This is a genomic window from Kitasatospora sp. NPDC059327 (assembly GCF_042752535.1).
Classification (GTDB): Bacteria; Actinomycetota; Actinomycetes; order Streptomycetales; family Streptomycetaceae; genus Kitasatospora.
The window spans coordinates 1-18,896 of record NZ_JBHYYB010000018.1; the positions used below are offsets into that span (position 1 = coordinate 1).

The 18,896-nt window shown below is 72.6% G+C and carries 17 protein-coding genes; 3 read left to right on the top strand and 14 right to left on the bottom strand.

The window, feature by feature from the left end:
* Positions 1 to 596 precede the first annotated feature (596 nt).
* Complete coding sequence (gene tyrS / locus ACFXHB_RS13650; protein ID WP_380574384.1) at positions 597 to 1,865, bottom strand: tyrosine--tRNA ligase; 1,269 nt, start codon at positions 1,863 to 1,865, stop codon at positions 597 to 599.
* Positions 1,866 to 2,158: 293 nt separating this feature from the next.
* Here tyrS and ACFXHB_RS13655 point away from each other — a divergent pair, with 293 nt between their 5' ends.
* A complete protein-coding gene (locus ACFXHB_RS13655; protein ID WP_380574242.1) occupies positions 2,159 to 2,683 on the top strand; it encodes an HNH endonuclease in 525 nt (174 codons plus the stop codon).
* A 92-nt stretch (positions 2,684 to 2,775) separates the two neighbouring features.
* On the opposite strand, the gene ACFXHB_RS13660 is transcribed toward ACFXHB_RS13655, so the two are convergent.
* The 7 genes from ACFXHB_RS13660 to ACFXHB_RS13690 form a co-directional block, all read right to left on the bottom strand.
* Positions 2,776 to 4,806 (bottom strand): PQQ-binding-like beta-propeller repeat protein, encoded by a 2,031-nt coding sequence (locus tag ACFXHB_RS13660; RefSeq protein ID WP_380574243.1) that lies wholly within the window; start codon positions 4,804 to 4,806, stop codon positions 2,776 to 2,778.
* A gap of 293 nt (positions 4,807 to 5,099) precedes the next feature.
* Positions 5,100 to 5,402, bottom strand: coding sequence for a 4a-hydroxytetrahydrobiopterin dehydratase (locus ACFXHB_RS13665; protein ID WP_380574244.1), 303 nt, complete (start codon positions 5,400 to 5,402; stop codon positions 5,100 to 5,102).
* Positions 5,403 to 5,440: 38 nt separating this feature from the next.
* Positions 5,441 to 5,617 carry a DUF1272 domain-containing protein gene (locus ACFXHB_RS13670; RefSeq protein WP_380574385.1) on the bottom strand — a complete coding sequence of 59 codons (177 nt, stop codon included), beginning with the start codon at positions 5,615 to 5,617 and terminating at the stop codon, positions 5,441 to 5,443.
* Between the two features lie 109 nt (positions 5,618 to 5,726).
* A complete protein-coding gene (locus tag ACFXHB_RS13675; protein ID WP_380574245.1) occupies positions 5,727 to 6,485 on the bottom strand; it encodes a sulfite exporter TauE/SafE family protein in 759 nt (252 codons plus the stop codon).
* Positions 6,486 to 6,755: 270 nt separating this feature from the next.
* Positions 6,756 to 7,799, bottom strand: a complete 1,044-nt coding sequence (locus ACFXHB_RS13680; protein WP_380574247.1) for an SPFH domain-containing protein — start codon at positions 7,797 to 7,799, stop codon at positions 6,756 to 6,758.
* 10 nt (positions 7,800 to 7,809) lie between these two features.
* Positions 7,810 to 8,232, bottom strand: a complete 423-nt coding sequence (locus ACFXHB_RS13685) for an NfeD family protein (RefSeq protein WP_380574248.1) — start codon at positions 8,230 to 8,232, stop codon at positions 7,810 to 7,812.
* A 233-nt stretch (positions 8,233 to 8,465) separates the two neighbouring features.
* Entirely contained in the window at positions 8,466 to 9,257 is a 792-nt protein-coding gene (locus tag ACFXHB_RS13690) for an ABC transporter ATP-binding protein (RefSeq protein ID WP_380574250.1), read from the bottom strand.
* Between the two features lie 149 nt (positions 9,258 to 9,406).
* Between ACFXHB_RS13690 and ACFXHB_RS13695 the strand changes: the two genes are divergently transcribed.
* On the top strand, positions 9,407 to 10,204 hold the full coding sequence (locus tag ACFXHB_RS13695) for a hypothetical protein (RefSeq protein ID WP_380574251.1): 798 nt from the start codon (positions 9,407 to 9,409) through the stop codon (positions 10,202 to 10,204).
* 47 nt (positions 10,205 to 10,251) lie between these two features.
* Here the strand turns inward: ACFXHB_RS13695 and ACFXHB_RS13700 are convergent, their stop codons facing one another.
* The 3 genes from ACFXHB_RS13700 to ACFXHB_RS13710 all read right to left on the bottom strand — a co-directional run bounded on the left by ACFXHB_RS13700 (position 10,252) and on the right by ACFXHB_RS13710 (position 14,921).
* A complete protein-coding gene (locus ACFXHB_RS13700) occupies positions 10,252 to 10,908 on the bottom strand; it encodes a response regulator (RefSeq protein WP_380574252.1) in 657 nt (218 codons plus the stop codon).
* Positions 10,901 to 11,998: a GAF domain-containing sensor histidine kinase gene (locus ACFXHB_RS13705; protein WP_380574386.1), complete on the bottom strand. Its 1,098-nt coding sequence runs from the start codon at positions 11,996 to 11,998 to the stop codon at positions 10,901 to 10,903. Before ACFXHB_RS13705 ends, ACFXHB_RS13700 begins: the two co-directional genes overlap by 8 nt.
* Positions 11,999 to 12,344: 346 nt before the next feature.
* Positions 12,345 to 14,921 carry an FHA domain-containing protein gene (locus tag ACFXHB_RS13710; protein WP_380574254.1) on the bottom strand — a complete coding sequence of 859 codons (2,577 nt, stop codon included), beginning with the start codon at positions 14,919 to 14,921 and terminating at the stop codon, positions 12,345 to 12,347.
* Positions 14,922 to 15,220: 299 nt separating this feature from the next.
* Between ACFXHB_RS13710 and serB the strand changes: the two genes are divergently transcribed.
* Positions 15,221 to 16,477, top strand: a complete 1,257-nt coding sequence (serB, locus tag ACFXHB_RS13715) for a phosphoserine phosphatase SerB (protein WP_380574255.1) — start codon at positions 15,221 to 15,223, stop codon at positions 16,475 to 16,477.
* Between the two features lie 123 nt (positions 16,478 to 16,600).
* Here serB and ACFXHB_RS13720 read toward each other — a convergent pair whose 3' ends face one another.
* The 3 genes from ACFXHB_RS13720 to ACFXHB_RS13730 form a co-directional block, all read right to left on the bottom strand.
* A complete protein-coding gene (locus tag ACFXHB_RS13720; RefSeq protein ID WP_380574256.1) occupies positions 16,601 to 17,128 on the bottom strand; it encodes a SixA phosphatase family protein in 528 nt (175 codons plus the stop codon).
* A gap of 236 nt (positions 17,129 to 17,364) precedes the next feature.
* Entirely contained in the window at positions 17,365 to 17,487 is a 123-nt protein-coding gene (locus tag ACFXHB_RS13725) for an SGM_5486 family transporter-associated protein (protein WP_380574257.1), read from the bottom strand.
* Positions 17,488 to 17,534: 47 nt separating this feature from the next.
* A complete protein-coding gene (locus ACFXHB_RS13730; RefSeq protein WP_380574258.1) occupies positions 17,535 to 18,833 on the bottom strand; it encodes a CynX/NimT family MFS transporter in 1,299 nt (432 codons plus the stop codon).
* Positions 18,834 to 18,896: the final 63 nt, after the last annotated feature.

Here is an 18,896-nt window from a genome sequence, read left to right on the forward strand (position 1 = left end):
CACTCGCGTCGAGCGGCACGGCAACCACCGGAATAGGGCGGCCCCGCGCACTGCGTCCTCGCTAGTGTTTACTTCATAAAGGAATCTCCAACCCCAGAACAATCTGAGGCCGGGGATGTCAACATATCTGGCGTTGACTTTTGGCACGCTGTTGAGTTCTCAAGGAACGGACACTTCCTTCGGACCGCCTTCCAGCGGGCCCTCCGGGCGCTTCGTTCGTATTTCCAGCTTACCAGATGATTTCCGCTCCGTTTACCCGGAGTTTCATTCATCCGACCCTCGCTGGTCAGGTCCGCTATTCTGCGGCGGCCTTCACATTAGCTCATTTCGGAACTGTCCCGAAATTCCCCGCTCCCACTGTTCGACGAAAACGCCGAACGACCCATGTTCATGGGTTGTGAGTGAGAGTAGGGCCTGCCGATTGCGATGGCCGCTCGGCCGGCTCGCGGCGACCTCTCGGCCTGCCGTGCACCCGCCCGCTTCAGCGACTCGTCCAACACTAGGCCAGTAGGACGACCACGTCAAACACCGGAGGGCCGGATCTGTCCAGATCCGGCCCTCCAGGCTTAGAACCGCAGGTCAGCGGTGGTGCATTTTCAGCCGGCCGAGACCAGCTCAGCGGCGGCCAGGTTGCGCTTGCCGCGGCGCAGGACCAGCCACCGACCGTGCAGCAGGTCGGCCCCGGTCGGAACCGCCTCCTCGTCCGTCACCTTGACGTTGTTGAGGTAGGCACCGCCCTCCTTGATCGTCCGACGAGCGGCCGACCGGCTGGGCGACAGGCCCACGGCGACCAACAGGTCCACCACCGACTGGAGTTCGGTGACCTCGGCCTTCGGGACCTCGGCCAGTGCGGCAGCCAGGGTCGGCCCCTCCAGATCGACGAGGTCGCCCTGGCCGAACAGTGCCTTGGAGGCGGCCACCGCACGGTCGTACTGCTCGGCACCGTGCACCAGGGTGGTCAGCTCCTCGGCGAGCGCGCGCTGGGCGAGGCGGGCGGCCGGGCGCTCGGTGGTCTCGCGCTCCAGCTCCTCGATCTCCTCCTTCGAGCGGAAGCTGAAGATCCGCAGGAAGGTGGGGACGTCCCGGTCGTCCGCGTTCAGCCAGAACTGGTAGAAGGCGTACGGGGTGGTCAGCTCGGGGTCCAGCCAGACCGTGCCCGACTCCGTCTTGCCGAACTTGGTGCCGTCGGCCTTGACGATCAGCGGCGTGGCCAGCGCGTGCACGGACTTGGCCTCGGCCTTGCGGATGAGGTCGGTGCCGGCGGTCAGGTTGCCCCACTGGTCGCTGCCACCGGTCTGCAGGGTGCAGCCGTAGCGGCGGTTCAGCTCCAGGTAGTCCATGCCCTGGAGGATCTGGTAGCTGAACTCGGTGTAGCTGATGCCCGCGTCGGAGTTGAGCCGCCGGGCGACGGCCTCCTTGGCGATCATGTTGTTGACGCGGAAGTACTTGCCGACATCGCGCAGCAGGCTGATCGCCGACATCCCGGAGGTCCAGTCCAGGTTGTTGACCATGCGCGCCGCGTAGGGGCCGTCGAAGTCGAGGAAGCGCGAGATCTGGCCACGCAGGCGGTCGACCCAGGCGGCCACCGTCTCCGGGTCGTTCAGGACACGCTCCGCGGTCGGCTTGGGGTCACCGATCAGGCCGGTGGCGCCGCCGACCAGGCCCAGCGGGAGGTTCCCCGCCTGCTGGATGCGGCGCATGGTCAGGATCTGCACCAGGTTCCCGAGGTGCAGGCTGGGCGCCGTCGGGTCGAAGCCGCAATAGAACGTGACCGGGCCGTCCGCGAACGTCTTGCGCAGCGCGTCCTCGTCGGTGGACAGGGCGATCAGTCCACGCCACTGCAGCTCGTCGACGATGTCCGTCACGGTCACGCTTCTCCTTCGATCGGGCGCCCCTCCGGTGCGGACCCGGTCGATCGGGCCCCGGTGCGGGACGGCTCCAGCGTGGTAGAGCCTACGCGGTTCCGGCCGGCGGGTTTCCGCCGAGGCGGCCGGCCGGGAGCCCCTCCCCCGCCCGACCCACCCCTGGCCTCCACCGGAAATTCCGTTGTTCGTCGGCCCGGGGCCCCTTCAGAGTGGTCCCACCGCCGTGCGGCGGCAGTGACGTGTGTGGAGACGGTCGTGCCGCCGTGGCACGCCCGGGAAAAGGGTGTGCCGAAGTGCGCAACACGCTGGTTCTCAACGCGAGCTACGAGCCCCTGACGACGGTGTCGCTCCAGCGCGCCGTGGTCCTGGTGCTCCAGGACAAGGCCGTGGTCGAGCAGGCCCATCCGCTGCGGAGCATCCGCGGTACCGGAGTCTCCGTCCCGGTGCCCCGGGTGATCAGACTCCAGCGCTACGTCCGGGTGCCGTTCCGACAACAGGCGCCGTGGTCCCGTCGCGGCGTGCTGGTCCGGGACCAGCACCTGTGCGCCTACTGCGGGCGCCGGGCCACCACCGTGGACCACCTGCAGCCCCGGTCGCGTGGTGGGGCGGACAGCTGGCTGAACACCGTGGCCGCCTGTTCCGAGGACAATCAGCGCAAGGCCGACCGAACGCCGGAGCAGGCCGGGATGAAGCTGCTGCGCACGCCGTTCGTACCGACGCCGCAGGCGACGTTGATGATGGCGCTGGGCCTGCGCGGCTCGGACCTGCGGGACCTGGCGGACTGGCTGCCGGCCGCGGCCGCTCCCTCCGCCGCGTGACCACCCGCCTGGTGGCTCCCCCCGGCGCGTGACCGCGCGGTGCCCGGCTTCCCGGCCGGGCGCCGCGCGGCGCCGTGGCGGCCGGGGCGGGCTCAGCCCTTCGCCTGGTACCCGGCCGCTGTCCCGAAGTTGGCCGAGTGCTCGGGCACCGCGACGACCCGGCCGCCACCGATCAGCACGCGGCCGGAGACCAGCAGCGAGCCGGTGCCCTGCGGGAAGTTGCCGCCGACCGTCTCCTGGCCGCCGGCCAGCGCGAAGCGGCTGAGGTGGGCGGGCTGGTCGCGGCGTTCGTCGGCGGCGAGCACCAGCGCGCCGCCGTCCACGCCGACCGCCCGGACGTCGCCCTTCTCGGCCGCGGCCGCCTTCCACCGCTGCTTGCCACTGTCAAGGTCGTAGCCGACCACGGAGACCGCGCCGCCGGCGTTCGCCGGGGCCAGCGTGGTGACCATCGTCCGGTCCTGGAAGAAGACCCCGGGGATGGCCGAGAACGTGCCCCGGGCGGCGTCCAGCCTGCCCTCCCCGGCAGCGACCGGTATCTCGGCGGCCGGGTCACCGGCCGGGCCCCAGGCGAACACCTTGTCGTCCTCGGGCTTCTCCCCCGTGGTCAGGACGACGGAGGGCTCGGCCGAGAGCACCGTCACCGTCTTCGGCTGGTTGTTCAGGCCGCGCCACCAACTCACCTTGCCGTCGGCGGTGTTCAGCGAGACGGCCTGGTCGACGGGCGTGGAGTCGGCGCAGGAGCTCGCCACCATGACGGTCTTCCCGGTGACCCCGCCGGAGAGGGTGCAGAACTTGCCCTGCCCGGTGTACTGCCAGACGTCCTTGCCGTCGGCGGACTCCCAGGCGACCACGTGGTCGTCGCCGACCGCTATCACCTTGTCCTCGGTGACACCGACGCGCGCCGAGTAGCCGCCCTTGGCCTCGGAGAGCGGCTTGCTCCAGACCGTCCGGCCGCTCTTGGTGTCGACGGCGGCCACCAGGCTGCACGGGCTCTTCGGATCGGGCCCGCTCCGGAACAGCACAGCGCCCACCCCCGCCTCGTTCACGGTCGCCGAGAGCCCGCAGGGGGCGGTGCCGGCCGCCGGTGACTCGACCGACCAGGTCGGCTTTCCGGCCGCCAGGTCGTAGGCGTGGACGCCGGTGGCATCGGCGCGCACCACGGCGTCGGCCAGCAACCAGCTGCCGACCAGGGTGCCGTCCGCGCCGGCCTTGAGTGCGGCGGGCTGGGCCGACCAGATCTTGGCATGGGCGACGGTGAAGCCGGGTTCGCCTCCGGTGCTCCGGGCGGAGGCGTCGCCGCCGTCCTGGGCGCCGACCACCAGCGCGGCCGCCACCAGGACGCCCAGTGCCGCGACTCCGGCGCCGGTCCGGATCGCCAGTGCCCGCCGGTCGGGGGCGTGGTCGGCGGAGACCACCGCGTCGGCCGCGGCACGGGCCTTGGCCCCGAGGCCGGCCCGCGCGCCGCCGGCCGCCTTCACCGCCCCGGTCCCGCCCTTACCACCCCCGGTCCCGCCCCCGCCTCGCCGCCCGGCCGACCGTGCCGTGCGGCCGACGGGTTCCGGCGCGACGAAGGCCGCCCCCGGATCGGGCTCGAAGGCCTCGGGCCCGACAGCCGGCTCGGGCTCGGTGTGCACATAGCCGTCGGCGGAGTACTCGGCACCCGCCGGCGCGTACAGCTCCTCGCCGGTCGGCTGCTGCGGGACGGCGTACGGGGCGTACCGCTGCTGCTCGTGGTCGTCGTACCGGTAGTACGGCTGGTGTCCGCCGTCCGGGTACCTGCCCTGGCCGTACCCGGTGTCCGGATGTCCGGGCCCGGTCTCCGCGTACCCGGCCTGCGGATCCGCGGCCCCCGGGTACGCGCCCTGGCCGTACCCGGACTGCGGTTGACCGCCCTGGCCGTACCCGCCCTGACCGTAGTCCTGCGGTATCTGGCCGTACGGTATCCGGCCGTGCCGCGTCTGACCCTGCTCCGGGTAGCCGGCTTCCGCGTACCCGGTGCCGGCGTCGTACCCGTGGCCGCCCTGCCACTGCTGCTGGTCCGGGTACCCCGTCTGCCAGTCCTGCTGCGGCTGCTGCGGGTACCACGGCTGCTGTGCGGCGTCTCCGAGGGGATCCTGTGCCATCCGTTCCGTCCCTCCCGACCGCCGGCAATGCGGCAGCCAGCATCTCACGCCACCCGGAGCGCCTCCTTCCGGCCTCCGCGAGGTCGGTCCGGAGCCGGTTCGGAGCCGGTTCGGAGCCGGTTCGGAGCCGGTTCGGAGCCGGTTCGGAGCCGGTTCGGGGCCGGTTCGGAGCCGGTTCGGGGCCGGTTCAAAGGCAGTGCAGAGGCAGTCCGGAGGCGGTACGGAGCCGCGCGGGGACAGCCGGGCGCAACGGGACAGCCAGGACGGGACGGGACGGAAACCGACCGGGACCGTCAGGCGGCCCCGGCCCGCAGGGCGGTGTCGATCCGGCCGGCGAGGGTGACGTCCAGCTCGGTGAGGCCCCCCGCGCTGTGGGTGGAGAGCGCGAAGCGCAGCGTCCGCCAACGGATGTCGATGTCGGGGTGGTGGTCCAGCGCCTCGGCCTGCTCGGCGACCGCGACGACCACCCGGATCGCCGACGGGAAGTCGGCCGCGTCGGCGGTGCGGACGATGGTGCCGCCGTCCCGGCTCCACTCCGGCAGGCCGGCCAGGGCGGCCGTGATCTCGTCCTCCGTCAGACGCGCTCTGCTGCTCATCGAACCGCTCCCGGGGGTCGGGGGTGACTGGTGAAGGGTCAGGCCTTCCGGCGCGGACGGGGCACCAGCTCGCCACCGCAGTTGGGGCAGACGGCGGCCAGGGCCTCGGTGCAGTCCGGACAGAAGGTGCACTCGTAGGAGCATAGGGACGCCGGGCCGTCCGCCGTCAGCGACACCGCGCAGCGTTCGCAGGTGTCGCGCATCTCCAGGGCCATGGTCTTCTCCGGATCGAGCACGGTCGAACAGAACGGGCGGAACAGGCAGGGCCGCCCGAACGTGCGGTGCGGGACAGGGCGCGCGCAACCGACGGAGGCGGAGGGTCGGTCAGCTGACGAGCAGCTTGGTGACGGCCACCAGGCCGACCACCACGATCACCCCGCGCAGCGCCGGCGGCGGCAGCTTGCGGCCGACCTTGGCGCCGAGCAGGCCGCCGCAGAGCGAGCCGACGGCGATCAGCCCGGCCGCGGCCCAGTTGATGGTCGAGGTGAAGAGGAAGAACACGGCGGCGACGCCGTTGACGATCAGGGCCAGCGCGTTCTTCACGCCGTTGATCCGCTGCAGGTCCTCCTGGAGCAGCATGCCCATCAGGGCCAGCAGCAGGACGCCCTGCGCGGCACCGAAGTAGCCGCCGTAGATGCCGGTCAGGAAGACACCGGTGAGCAGCGTCAGACCGCCGTCGGGGTCTCCCCCGGGCCGGCGCCGGGCGGCGACCGCCTTGGCCACCCGGGGCTGGATCACCACCAGGACGAGGGCCAGCAGGATCAGCGCCGGGACGATCGCGTCGAAGGCACTGCTCGGCAGTTCGATCAGCAGCACGGCGCCGACCAACCCGCCGAGCATGGCCGCGATGCCGAGGCGGACCAGCCGCCGGCCCTGGTCGGCGAGTTCCCGCCGGTAGCCGATCACGCCGCTGAGCGAGCCGGGCACCAGGCCGAAGGCGTTGGAGACGTTGGCGGTGACCGGCGGGATGCCGACGGCGAGCAGCACCGGGAAGGTGATCAGGGTCCCGGAGCCGACGATCACATTGATCATCCCCGCGCCGACTCCCGCCACCAGGACGGCGATCGCCTCCCAGAGCGTCATGGGTCACCTCTCGTCTCGGACCTGTCCGAGGCGATCATGCCGGACGTCGGGGTGTGCCTACCAGAGCCCGCCCACGATTCGGGACGTACACCACACGACCGTTCACCGGACGTAACGAGCGCGCCACCCGGCCGCCCCGGCCGGACGCCTCTCGCGCAGATTCCCGCCGGTGCGCCCCGGCGGGAACGTCGAGGGCCCGCCCCCGTACCGCACGGGAGGCGGGCCCTCGGTCCCGGGCGCGACGGTGACGCGTCACGCGACGGGTTCAGCTCACTCCGGGTCGATCTTCCGGTACTCGCGGGCCGGGTCCACCCGGGGGCGGGCGGCACCCTTGGTGTCGGTGTCCAGCGGGCGGGGACCGGCCGCCGGGTCGAGCGGGACCTGGGTGGCGGCCGGCGCCGGGGCGCTGGGAGCCGCGGCCGCGCCGCCGTTGATGCCGCCACCGTTCAGACCGGTGAACGCGCCGCCGAGGCCCTTGAGCGCGTCGCCGACCTCGCTGGGGATGATCCACAGCTTGTTGGAGTCGCCCTTGGCCAGCTCGGGCAGGGTCTGCAGGTACTGGTAGGCGAGCAGCTTCTGGTCGGCGTCGCCGTCGTGGATCGCCTCGAAGACGGTGCGGATCGCGGCCGCCTCACCGTCGGCGCGCAGCACCGCGGCCTGTGCCTCACCCTCGGCCTTGAGCACCTCGGCCTGCTTCTCGCCCTCGGCCCGCAGGATCTGCGCCTGCCGGGCACCTTCGGCGGTGAGGATCGCGGCGCGCTTGTCACGGTCGGCGCGCATCTGCTTCTCCATCGAGTCCTGGATGGAGGTCGGCGGCTCGATCGCCTTCAGCTCGACGCGGTTGACGCGGATGCCCCACTTGCCGGTGGCCTCGTCCAGCACGCCACGCAGACCGGCGTTGATCACCTCGCGGGAGGTCAGCGTCGACTCCAGGTCCATCGAGCCGATGATGTTGCGCAGCGTGGTGACGGTCAGCTGCTCGATCGCCTGGATGTAGCTGGCGACCTCGTAGGTGGCGGCCCGCGCGTCGGTGACCTGGTAGTAGATCACCGTGTCGATGTTGACCACCAGGTTGTCCTGGGTGATCACCGGCTGCGGCGGGAAGGGCACGACCTGCTCACGCAGGTCGATCCTGTTGCGGACCCGGTCGATGAACGGGACGACGATGTTCAGCCCCGCGTTGAGCGTCCGGGTGTAGCGGCCAAAGCGCTCCACGATCGCGGCGCTGGCCTGCGGGATGACCTGAATCGTCTTGATCAGCGCGATGAATGCCACCACGACCAGGACGACCAGGACGATAAGGACGGGTTCCACGGACTCTCCCCTAGACGACCAGGGCGGTCGCGCCCTGGATTTCGACGACGTCGACCTGCTGCCCCGGCTCGTAGACACTGCCGGGGTTGAGCGCGCGGGCCGACCAGATCTCGCCCTTGAGCTTGATCCGCCCGCCCTCCCCGTCGACTCTTTCCGCGACGACCGCGGTGGCGCCCGGAAGCGCCTCGATGCCCATCTTGACCTGCGGGCCCTTCCTGATCTGCCGGTACGCGATGGGGCGCACCACGGCCAGCAGGGCGACCGAGACCGCGACGAACGTCAGGACCTGCCACACCGCCCCGGCACCCAACCCGGCCACGCCGGCCGCGGCGAGCGCGCCGACGGCGAACATCGCGAACTCCGGCATCGCGGTGACGACCAGCGGTATGCCGAGGCCGACGGCGGCCAGGAGCCACCAGATCCAGCTGTCCACGTGTCCATCCTAGGGAGCGAAGGGCCTTCGAGGCGGTCAGTTCCCGCAGGTGGAGGGGCGGAAACCGGTCGCACGTGCGACCGGTCCGAGTTCAGCCGAGTTCAGCGGCTCCCGAGAGGGGCCGACGCGGGTCGGACGCCCGTGCGACCCGCCTCCGACCGGCGGCCCGCCGGACGTCCGACGCACGTCCGGCGCGGGCTCCGACCCACGTCGGGGGCGGGCTCCGGGGCGCCTCAGCCGAGCGGCAGGCCCTGCGCGGACCAGCGGTCGCCGTGGCGCTCCAGGGTCAGCGGCAGACCGAAGCACTTGGAGAGGTTGCGTGCCGTCAGCTCGGTGTCGATCGGACCGGCGGTGAGCACCTTGCCCTGGCGGATCATCAGCACGTGCGTGAAGCCCGGCGCGATCTCCTCGACGTGGTGGGTGACCATCGCCATGGCCGGCGCGAACTCGTCCTGGGCCAGTGCGCCGAGGCGGCGCACCAGGTCCTCGCGGCCCCCGAGGTCCAGGCCGGCGGCGGGCTCGTCCAGCAGCAGCAGCTCGGGGTCGGTCATCAGGGCGCGGGCGATCAGGGTGCGCTTCTTCTCGCCCTCGGAGAGGGTGCCGAACTTGCGCTCGGTCAGGCCGGCCATGCCGAGCCGGTCCAGCAGGGCGAGCGCGCGCGACTCGTCGGCCTGCTCGTACTGCTCCTGCCAGCTGACCGTCATGCCGTAGGCGGCGGTGAGCACCGTCTGCAGCACGGTCTGTCCGGCGGGCAGCTTGTCGAACATGGCGGCGCCGGCCAGGCCGATCCGGGAGCGCAGCTCGAAGACGTCGACCTCGCCGAGCTTCTCGCCGAGGACGGACACCTTGCCGGCGGTCGGGAAGAGGTACGTGGAGGCGATCTGCAGCAGGGTGGTCTTGCCGGCGCCGTTGGGGCCGAGGATGACCCAGCGCTCGCCCTCGGAGATGGACCACGAGACCTGATCGACCAGCGCGCGCCCCTCCCGGACCACGGATACGTCCACCAGCTCCAGCACGTCGCTCATGCCTATGCCTTCCCCAAAACAGAAATTCGGCCGTCGGTGCGGGCGGGGCATCCTACTCCGGCGGCCGGTGGGCACGGAGATGGGTGCGCCGCACGCGCATGGGCAAACCTACGCCACGCGGATGACCGCCGATTCCGTAGGCTGGCCGGATGCTCGCGACTCCTGCCGACAATCCGTACGAAGAGCCCCGTTCGGGGCGGCTGGCCGCCTGGGGCAATGCCCTGTTGGCCGGTCTGGTGGCGCCCGACAACGCCGCCGCGGCGGTGCTGGGCGGTGACGAGAGCCACCGGGTGACCGGGTTGCCCGGAGACGCGCCGGGCGAGCGGCACGGGCTCACCTGGGCGCTGGGCCGGTTGCGGGTGCTGGGGGTGAAGGGGCTGCGGCTGGCCCTGCCCTCCGCCGGGCACCCGCTGGGACTGACCGGTCCGGCGCCGTTCAACGAGCGCGCGCTGGGCGCGGGCGAGGCCGTGCTGGCGGTCGGGGCGCCGCTCGGGCTGGTGCCGGAGGTCGAGGTGTTCGGGCCGGTCGGGGACCGCTCCGCGACGGTGCTCTGGCGCTGCTCCGAGGTCAACGACACGCCCCCGGCCGACGTGCCGTCGCTGCACGAGGCCGAGCGCGAGCTGGCGGACGGGCTGCGGGAGGCGACGGCCCTGCTGGCCCGTCTCGACGTGGCCGGGGCGGGGCCCGAGGCGCTGCGGGCGCTGGAGGCGTTCAGGCGGCGCGGGCACGTCGAGCTGCTCGCCCCCGGGTACCCGCCGCGCGCCGTCCGGGTGCTGGAGTCGGCCCGGCAGGTGACGGCGCTGCTGTCGATCGCCTCGGGCGGCCACGGCTCGGCGGTCAGTGCCTCCGAGATGGCCTCCCGCGAGGCGGTGCTGGCCCCCCTGCGCCGGACCGCCCGCCGGGCCCAGGTGGCGGCGTACAACGCGCTGGTGGACGAGAAGGGCTGAATTCCGCCCCTCGGACCGGCCGGCGGGGTCCGGCGGGGGCGCTCCGCCTACGTCTCCCGGGCCTGGCCGTGCCGGACCGCCCAGAGCGCGGCCTGGGTGCGGTCGGCGAGGTCCAGCTTCATCAGGATGTTGGAGACGTGCGTCTTCACCGTCTTCTCCGAGAGGTGCAGGCTCCGGGCGATCTCCCGGTTGGAGCGCCCGTCGGCGATGTGACCGAGCACCTCGCGCTCGCGCTCGGTCAGGGCGGCGCCGCGGCCCTGCGGCTGGCGGGGGCCGTCGTCGGCGAGCAGCGCCTCCGCCAGCTCGGGCTGGAGCAGCACGTGGCCGGCGTGGACCGAGCGGATCGCCCCGGCCAGCGCCTCCGGGTCGACGTCCTTGTACACGTACCCGGCGGCGCCGGCCCGCAGCGCGGGGACCATGGTCCGGTGCTCGGTGAAGCTGGTGACGATCAGGATCCGGGCCCGGCTGCCCTCGCCCTTGAGCGTGCGCAGCGCCTCGATGCCGTCGACGCCGGGCATCTTGAGGTCCATCAGGACGACGTCGGGGTCGAGCTCCCGGGCCCGGTCGACGCCGTCCGCGCCGTCGGCGGCCTCGCCGACCACCTCGATGTCGTCCTGCACCTCCAGGAAGGTGCGCAGACCGCGGCGGACCACCTGGTGGTCGTCGACCAGCAGGACGCGGATCACTGGTGTGGTGTCAGGCACCGGGGACCTCCATCTCGACGACCGTCCCCTTCCCGGGGGCCGAGTCCAGGGTGAGCGAGCCGCCGACGGCGGCGGCGCGGTCGCGCATCGAGGCCAGGCCGAGGTGGCGGCCGGCGCGGCGGACGGACTCGGGGTCGAAGCCCCGGCCGTCGTCGCGCACGCGCAGGACGGCCCCGCGCGCGGGCGTGCCGGCCAGGGTGACGGTGACGCGCCGGGCGCCGGAGTGGCGCAGCGCGTTGTGCAGGGCCTCCTGGGCGACCCTCAGCAGGGCCGCCTCCTGGGCCGGCGGAAGGGCGCGGACGCCGTCGGCGGCGAAGGCGACGTCGGCGCTGTGCGCGCGGTCGAGGACCTGCGCCTGGGAGGCGAGGGTGGCGCTGAGGCCGTCCTCCTCCAGGGCGGCCGGGCGCAGCTCGACGACCACGGCGCGCAGCTCGTCGGCGGCCTCGGCGGCGAGCTTGGCGACCTCGGCGAGTTCGGCGCGGGCACGGGCCGGGTCGCGGTCGACCAGCTTGGCGGCGGCCTTCGCGGTGAGGCGCAGCGAGAAGAGCTTCTGCGAGACGGCGTCGTGCAGGTCGTGGGCGATCCGGGCGCGTTCGCCGGCCAGGGTCAGCTCGCGGCTGCGCTCGTAGAGGCGGGCGTTGGTGAGGGCGAGGGCGGCGTGCGCGGCCAGTATCCGCAGCAGTTCCTCGTCGTGGTCGGTGAAGCCCCCGCCGCCGCGCTTGTTGGCGAGGAAGATCACGCCCATGACCTGCGAGTCGTCCTCGGCGGCGTCGGTGTCGAGGATGGGCATGCCGAGGAAGGCGTCCATCTCGGGGTGGGCGGCGGGCCAGCCGCCGAAGGCGGGGGCCTCGCGCACGTCGGCGAGCCGGGTGGGGCCGGTCTCGTGCAGCATCTTGGCGAGCACGCCGTGCTGGCGGGGCAGCGGGCCGATGGCCTTCCACTGCTCGTCGGTGACGCCGTCGACGACGAACTGGGCGAAGCCGCCGTGGTCGTCGGGCACGCCCAGGGCCGCGTACTCGGCGCCGAGCAGGTCGCGGGCGGAGGCGGTGATCCGGCGCAGCACCTCGCGGACCTCCAGGTGGCGGCTCATCGCCAGCAGGGCCTGGCTGACGGCCTCAATGCCGGCCAGGCAGGGCTCGCAGGCGGGGAGCGGGCCGGGGGGCGGCGGGCCGACCGGGATCCGGTCGACCGGCAGCAGGCCGGCCGGGTGCCGGTGGTCACTGGGCGCGGTGGGCATACCGCCAAACTACCGCCGCCGGGTCGGCCGCCGCGTCGGTCCACGGGCGCGCGGGACGCAGGTCCGCAGACCTAGGGCGTGTGTCGTCACTCGCGTCGGATCAACGCCCGACGGGAGGGATGACCCACGCCCTGGGTACGCCGAGGGGCGGCCCGCCCCGTCACCGGGAGGGGCCGCCCCTGGGTGGGCGGTGCGGGCGTCAGCCCTTCTGCATGACCTCGGGCTCGTGGCGCCGCTGGAGCCGGGTCACGATGACGCCGATGACGACGGAAATCGCGATCAGCGCGCCCGCGTCGATCGCCCACTGGGCGACGGTGCTGTTCCACAGCGGGTCGTAGTCCGGGTTCTGGAAGTCCTTGTTCCAGGGGCCCATGAGGTGCGACAGGTCGAGCGTGGTGGCCACGATGCCGGTGCCCCAGCGGGCCGGCATCAGCCAGGCGGCCTGCTCCAGGCCGGGCTTGCCGAAGATCTGGAACAGGCAGCCGGTGAAGACGACCTGGACGATCGCGAACATGACCAGCAGGGGCATGGTCTTCTCGGCGGTCTTCACCAGTGCGGAGATCATCAGGCCGAACATCATCGCGGCGAAGCTCAGCAGGATCATGCCGATGGTCATCTCGATCACCGGCAGGTTCTCGACGATCAGGCCGTGCGCGGGCAGCTTGCGCGGCAGGAAGCCGACGGCGGAGATGATGGCGCCCTGGATCACGCTGAAGAAGCCCAGCACGATGATCTTGGACATCATGTACGCCGAGCGGGAGAGCCCGGTGGCTCGTTCTCGCTCGTAGATCGCCCGTTCCTTGATCAGTTCTCGGACCGAGTTGGCCGACCCGGAGAAGCAGGCGCCGATCGCCAGGATCAGTATGATCGTCGCGGCCCCGCTGTTCAGGTGGAGCTGCGTCTTCGGATTGGGCGCGAGCCCCGGTTCGTTGGGGATCAGCACGCTGACCGCGCCGATGACCGCCGGCAGCAGCACCGACAGCGCCAGGAAGCCCCGGTCCGAGGCGAGGACGGACACGTAGCGCCGGATCAGCGTCCACAGCTGCGAGCCCCAGCTCTGCGGCTTCGGCGGCCGGATGGCCTCCTGGACGATCCGCGCGGACTGCACGGCCCCGGCGTCCACGTCCGCGGAGTACTGCTGGTAGTGCACCGAGCCCCGGTAGCGGCCGGCCCAGTCGTGGTCCGGGTAGTTCTCGAAGGCCTGGAAGACATCGGCCCAGGTCTCGTACCCGAAGAAGTGCAGCGCCTCGTCCGGCGGGCCGAAGTAGGCCACCGAACCGCCCGGCGCCATCACCAGGAGCCGGTCGCAGAGCGCGAGTTCGGCCACCGAGTGGGTGACGACCAGGATGGTGCGGCCGTCGTCGGCGAGGCCCCGCAGCATCTGCATGACCTCGCGGTCCATGCCCGGGTCGAGGCCCGAGGTGGGCTCGTCCAGGAAGATCAGCGAGGGCTTGGTGAGCAGCTCCAGGGCGACCGAGACACGCTTCTGCTGACCGCCGGAGAGCGCGGTGATCCGGTTGTCGGCGCGCTTGTCCAGACGCAGCTCGTAGAGCACCTCGTCGATCCGCGCCTCGCGCTCGCGCGCCTCGGTGTCACCGGGGAACCGCAGCCGGGCCGCGTACTTGAGGCCGGTGCGGACGGTCAGCTCCTTGTGCAGGATCTCTGACTGCGGCACCAGGCCGATCCGCGAGCGCAGCTCGGCGAACTGCTTGTAGAGGTTGCGGCCGTCGTACAGGACGTCGCCGCGGTCGGCCGGGCGGTAGCCGGTGAGGGCGCGCAGCAGGGTCGACTTGCCGGAGCCGGACGGGCCGATGACCGCGACCAGGGACTTCTCCGGCACGCCGAAGCTGACGTCGTCGAGCAGGACCTTCTTGCCGCCCTTGAAGTCGACCTCGACGGTCAGGTGGCGGGCGGAGAAGGAGACCGCGCCGGTGTCGACGAACTCCTGCAGCTGGTCGCCGACCAGGACGAAGCTGGAGTGGCCGACCGTCAGACGGTCCTGCGGCCCCATCAACTGGCGCTGGACGGGGACGCCGTTGAGGAAGATGCCGTTGTGGCTGCCCAGGTCGACGATCTCGTACCGGCCGTCGGGCAGCTGGCGCAGCTCGGCGTGGTGACGGGAGACCTGGAGGTCGGAGACGACGATGTCGTTGTCGAGAGCGCGACCGATCCGGACGGTGTTCATCCCGGCGGTCAGGTTGCGGATCATCGTCGGCTGCGGGCCGCCGGCGTCGTGCCGGGGGGCCTGCTGCTGCGCGGCCTGCTGCGGGAACCCGCCCTGCTGGGGCGCCTGCTGGGGGAAGCCCTGCTGCTGCGGGAACGCCGGCGGCTGGGGCTGCCCGCCCCACTGCTGCTGCGCCGGCGGCTGCGGGGCCCAGGGCTGCTGGACCGGCGCCTGCTGCTGGAGGGGCGCCTGCGGCGCGGGGACGTGGCTGCGGCTGGTGGCGGCCTCGTGCCAGGCGGGGGCGGGCGCGGCGGCCTGGGCGGGCGCGGAGAAGCTCAGTCGGGGGCCGTTCTCGGCGTTGCCGAGGTTGACGACCGCGCCCGGGAAGAGCGGGGCCTGCTGGGTCCGGGCACCGGCGGTGTAGGTACCGTTGGTGCTCCCGTGGTCGTCGAGCTGCCAACCGGCCCCGTTGAACGAGATGGTGGCGTGCTGCCAGGAGACCCTGGCGTCGTCGAACGGGAAGTCCGACTGCGGGTTGCGCCCGATGGTGTAGGACCGCCCCGGCTCCAGAGTCCGCTGCTGTCCGTTGATCTCAATGACGAGTTGCGGCACTGCTCGCCTGCCCCGCTCTCTCGGTCCCCCGATTTTGCCCCCGGCCGGGGGTGTGATGATCCTGAATCTGACGGGGGAATCATTCCAGCCCGCCGCCCGTTGGTGAAAGTCACCCCCGGTGACTGTGACCGGGCGGCAACGATTCGCGGACGCCCCTGCCACCACCCCGGGAAGACGCTCGCGCGCCACCGCCCGGCCACCCGGACCGTCCGCACACGCCCGCGTCCGGTCCACCCTCCCGTCCACGACGCGGACGGGTGCCGTGACCGCGCCGGCCGGCGGGTAGCGTGGGAGTCACCATGAACGCATCGCCCTTGGCCGCCGAGCCGTTCCCCGCCCCGCAGCCCCGGACCGAGGACGAGCGCACCCTGCTCGTCAAGGTGTTCGGCAAGGACCGCCCCGGCATCACCGCCGGTCTCTTCGCCACCCTCGCCGGGTTCGGCGTCGACGTCATCGACATCGAGCAGGTCGTGACCCGGGGCCGGATAACGCTGTGTGCCCTGGTCACCCCGCCGACCGTGCCCGGAGCCGAGGGCGAGCTGCGCTCCACCGTGCACCGCTGGGCCGAGGAGCAGAAGCTCCAGGCCGAGATCATCTCCGGCATCGGCGACAACCGGCCGCGCCGCGAGGGCCGTTCGCACGTCACCGTGCTGGGCCATCCGTTGACCGCCGCCGCGGTGTCGGCGCTGACCTCCCGGATCACCGGCTCCGGCGGCAACATCGACCGCGTCTTCCGCCTGGCCAAGTACCCGGTGACCGCCGTCGAGCTGGCCGTCTCCGGCGTCGCCACCGACGAGCTGCGCGCCGCGCTGGCCCAGGAGGCGGCCCAGCAGCGGGTCGACGTCGCGGTGGTGGCGGCGGGCCTCGAACGCCGGGCCAAGCGCCTGGTGGTCATGGACGTCGACTCCACGCTGATCCAGGACGAGGTGATCGAGCTCTTCGCCGCCCACGCGGGCTGCGAGGAGGAGGTCGCCGCGGTCACGGCCGCGGCGATGCGCGGTGAGCTGGACTTCGCCGAGTCGCTGCACGCCCGGGTGGCGCTGCTGGCCGGACTGGACGCCGGGGTCACCGAGAAGGTCCGTGCCGAGGTCCGGTTCACGCCGGGCGCGCGGACCCTGATCCGCACGCTGCAGCGGCTGGGCTTCCAGGTCGCGGTGGTCTCCGGCGGCTTCACCCAGGTCACCGACCACCTGGTGGAGCAGCTGGGCCTGGACTTCGCGGCCGCCAACACCCTGGAGGTGGTGGACGGCAAGTTCACCGGCCGGGTGGTCGGCGAGATCGTGGACCGGGCCGGCAAGGCCCGCTGGCTGGCCCGCTTCGCCGAGCAGGCGAAGGTGCCGCTGGAGCAGACGGTGGCGATCGGCGACGGCGCCAACGACCTGGACATGCTGAACGCCGCCGGGCTGGGCGTGGCCTTCAACGCCAAGCCGGTGGTGCGGGAGGCCGCCGACACCGCGGTGAACGTGCCGTTCCTGGACACCGTGCTGTACCTGCTGGGCATCACCCGCGAAGAGGTCGAGGCCGCCGACCTGCTGGACGGCACGCCGACCGAGTAGCGCGCGACGCCGACCGAGTAGCGCGCGACGCCGACCGGGCAGCGCACCGACGGCGACGGCGAGAGGGGCGCGAGGCTGGTCCTCGCGCCCCTCTCGGCTGCCGGGCCGGTCGGCCCGGCCGGCTCAGTCCTGCGGCGTGTAGTACGAGACCAGCGCGGCCACGCCCGGCTCGACGCCCTTCCAGGAACCGCCGAAGCTCAACACCGCGACGGCCGCGGTCGGGAAGCCGCCGAGCCGCAACCGCTCCAGCGCCTCCCGGTCGCCCTCGTCGCCCGCCAGCACCTGGGTCAGCCCGAGCACGCCGGGGTTGTGGCCCACCAGCAGCACGTCCGCGTACTCCTCGGGGGTCTCCTGCAGGACGCTGATGATCTCGCCGGGGCTGGCCTCGTAGATCCGGTCCTCGTAGACCGTCCGGCGGGAGCGCTTCGGCAGCTCGTGCGCGGCGAGCTTCCACGTCTCACGGGTACGCAGGGCCGTGGAGCAGAGCACGTAGTCGGGGTTGATACCGGAGTCGGCGAGCCAGCGGCCGGCATCCGGGGCCTGGTGGCGGCCCCGGTCGGCCAACGGCCGCTCGTGGTCGTCGACGCCGTTGGGCCAGTCGGCCTTGGCATGGCGGAGAACGATGATCCTGCGGGGCGTGTCGGCGCTCATACCCAGCAAGCTTGGCAGAAAAGCCGCCCGGGGGCGCGATGCCGCCGGTTGCCGCCACCCTCAGGAGTGCAGGGTGTCATCATGGGCCGTTCACCGGCGGTCGGCACGCCGGAAGGCGGCCGGTGCGCACGTCGGGCCCCGGCCGACGGCCGGGCCGACGGCAGGCACGGCCGCGGGGGTGGCAGGCGTGGCCGCAGCGGCGGCGGGCACCGCCGCGGGGGCCGGTGCGCGGCCGGTCAGCCGATGTTCTGGGCCACCGTGGCGACGATGGCCAGCAGCACCACGATGCCGACGATCAGTGCGGCGAGCTGGCCGAGCTTCTTGTGACCGTCGGTGGGGTTCGGTTCGAGTACGGGCATGACCGGATTCTCCCACCCCGGCCACGCCCGTCCGTCACCGGGCCCCGCTACGCCGCGGCGCGCCCGGCCGCCGGGAGGACCGCCTCGTCCTCGATGTGCCGGGCCCGCGCGGCGCGCAGGCCGAACATCATCTGCGGCACCAGCAGGACGGCGAGGAAGCCCAGCGGCAGGTACCACTCGCCGGTGGCCTGGTACAGCCGGCCGATCAGGATCGGGCCGGGGATGGAGATCAGGTAGCCGACGCCCTGCGCGAAGGCGGAGAGCTGGGCGACCCCGCCGGCCGTCCGGGCCCGCAGACCGATCATGGTGAGCACGAGCGGGAAGGCGCAGTTGGAGAGGCCGACCAGGGTCGCCCAGACCCACGGCGCGGCGGCCGGGGCGAGCGCCAGTCCGGTGTACCCGGCGATGCCGAAGGAGGCGAGCAGGACGACGAAGAGCCGCTGGTCGCCCCGGCGGGCGGCGAGGTTCGGCAGCACGAAGGAGACCGGCACGCCGATCACCATGGTCAGCGCCAGCAGTACCCCGGAGGTGCTCTCGGAGATCCCGGAGTCCTGGAAGATCTTCGGCAGCCAGCCCATCACCACGTAGGCGCCGGTGGCCTGCAGGCCGAAGAAGCAGGCCATCGCCCAGGCGGTGCGACTGCGGGTGATCGGCAGCTTGGCGGCCGCGCCGGACGCCTTCTCGCCGCGCTCGCGCCTGGTCACCACGACCGGCAGCCAGAGCAGCAGGGCGAGCGCGCCGAGCGCGGCCCAGATGCCCAGCCCGAACCGCCAGTCGCCGCCGAGCGCGCTGGTCAGCGGCACGGTGACGGCGGCGGCGAGGGCGGTGCCGGCCGACAGCGACATGGAGTACAGGCCGATCATCGGGCCGACCTTCTCCGGGAAGTAGCGCTTGATCACCACCGGGATCAGCACGTTGGAGACCGCCACCCCGGCCAGCGCGAGCGCGGTGAGCAGCAGGAAGACCGCCGTGCCACCCGCGAAGGAGCGGGCCAGCACGCCGGCGGTGATCGCCCCCATGCCGGCGGTGACCACCGCGATCGGCCCGAACCGCCGCGCCATCCCGGGCGCGGCGAAGCCGAACAGGGCGAAGCACAGCGACGGGACGGCGGTGAGCAGGCCGGCCAGCGTCGGGTTCATCCCGAGGTCGGTGCGGACCTGGTCGAGCAACGGCCCGAGGCTGGTGACCACGGGTCGGAGGTTGAAGGCGGCGGCGGCGATCGCGACGGCGAAGAGCCAGCCGAGGTACTTGGTCCGGTCGGTGCCGGGACGGTCGGTGGCGGGCCGCTCGGTCTGCGGCCGGACCCCGGTTCGCGGGGAGGTGGTGGTGTCTGCTGCGGGTGGCATGGGAGCCATCATAGAATGATGGGATGAATTAGCGCATCCTCGACTTGGCATGATGTCCCGACC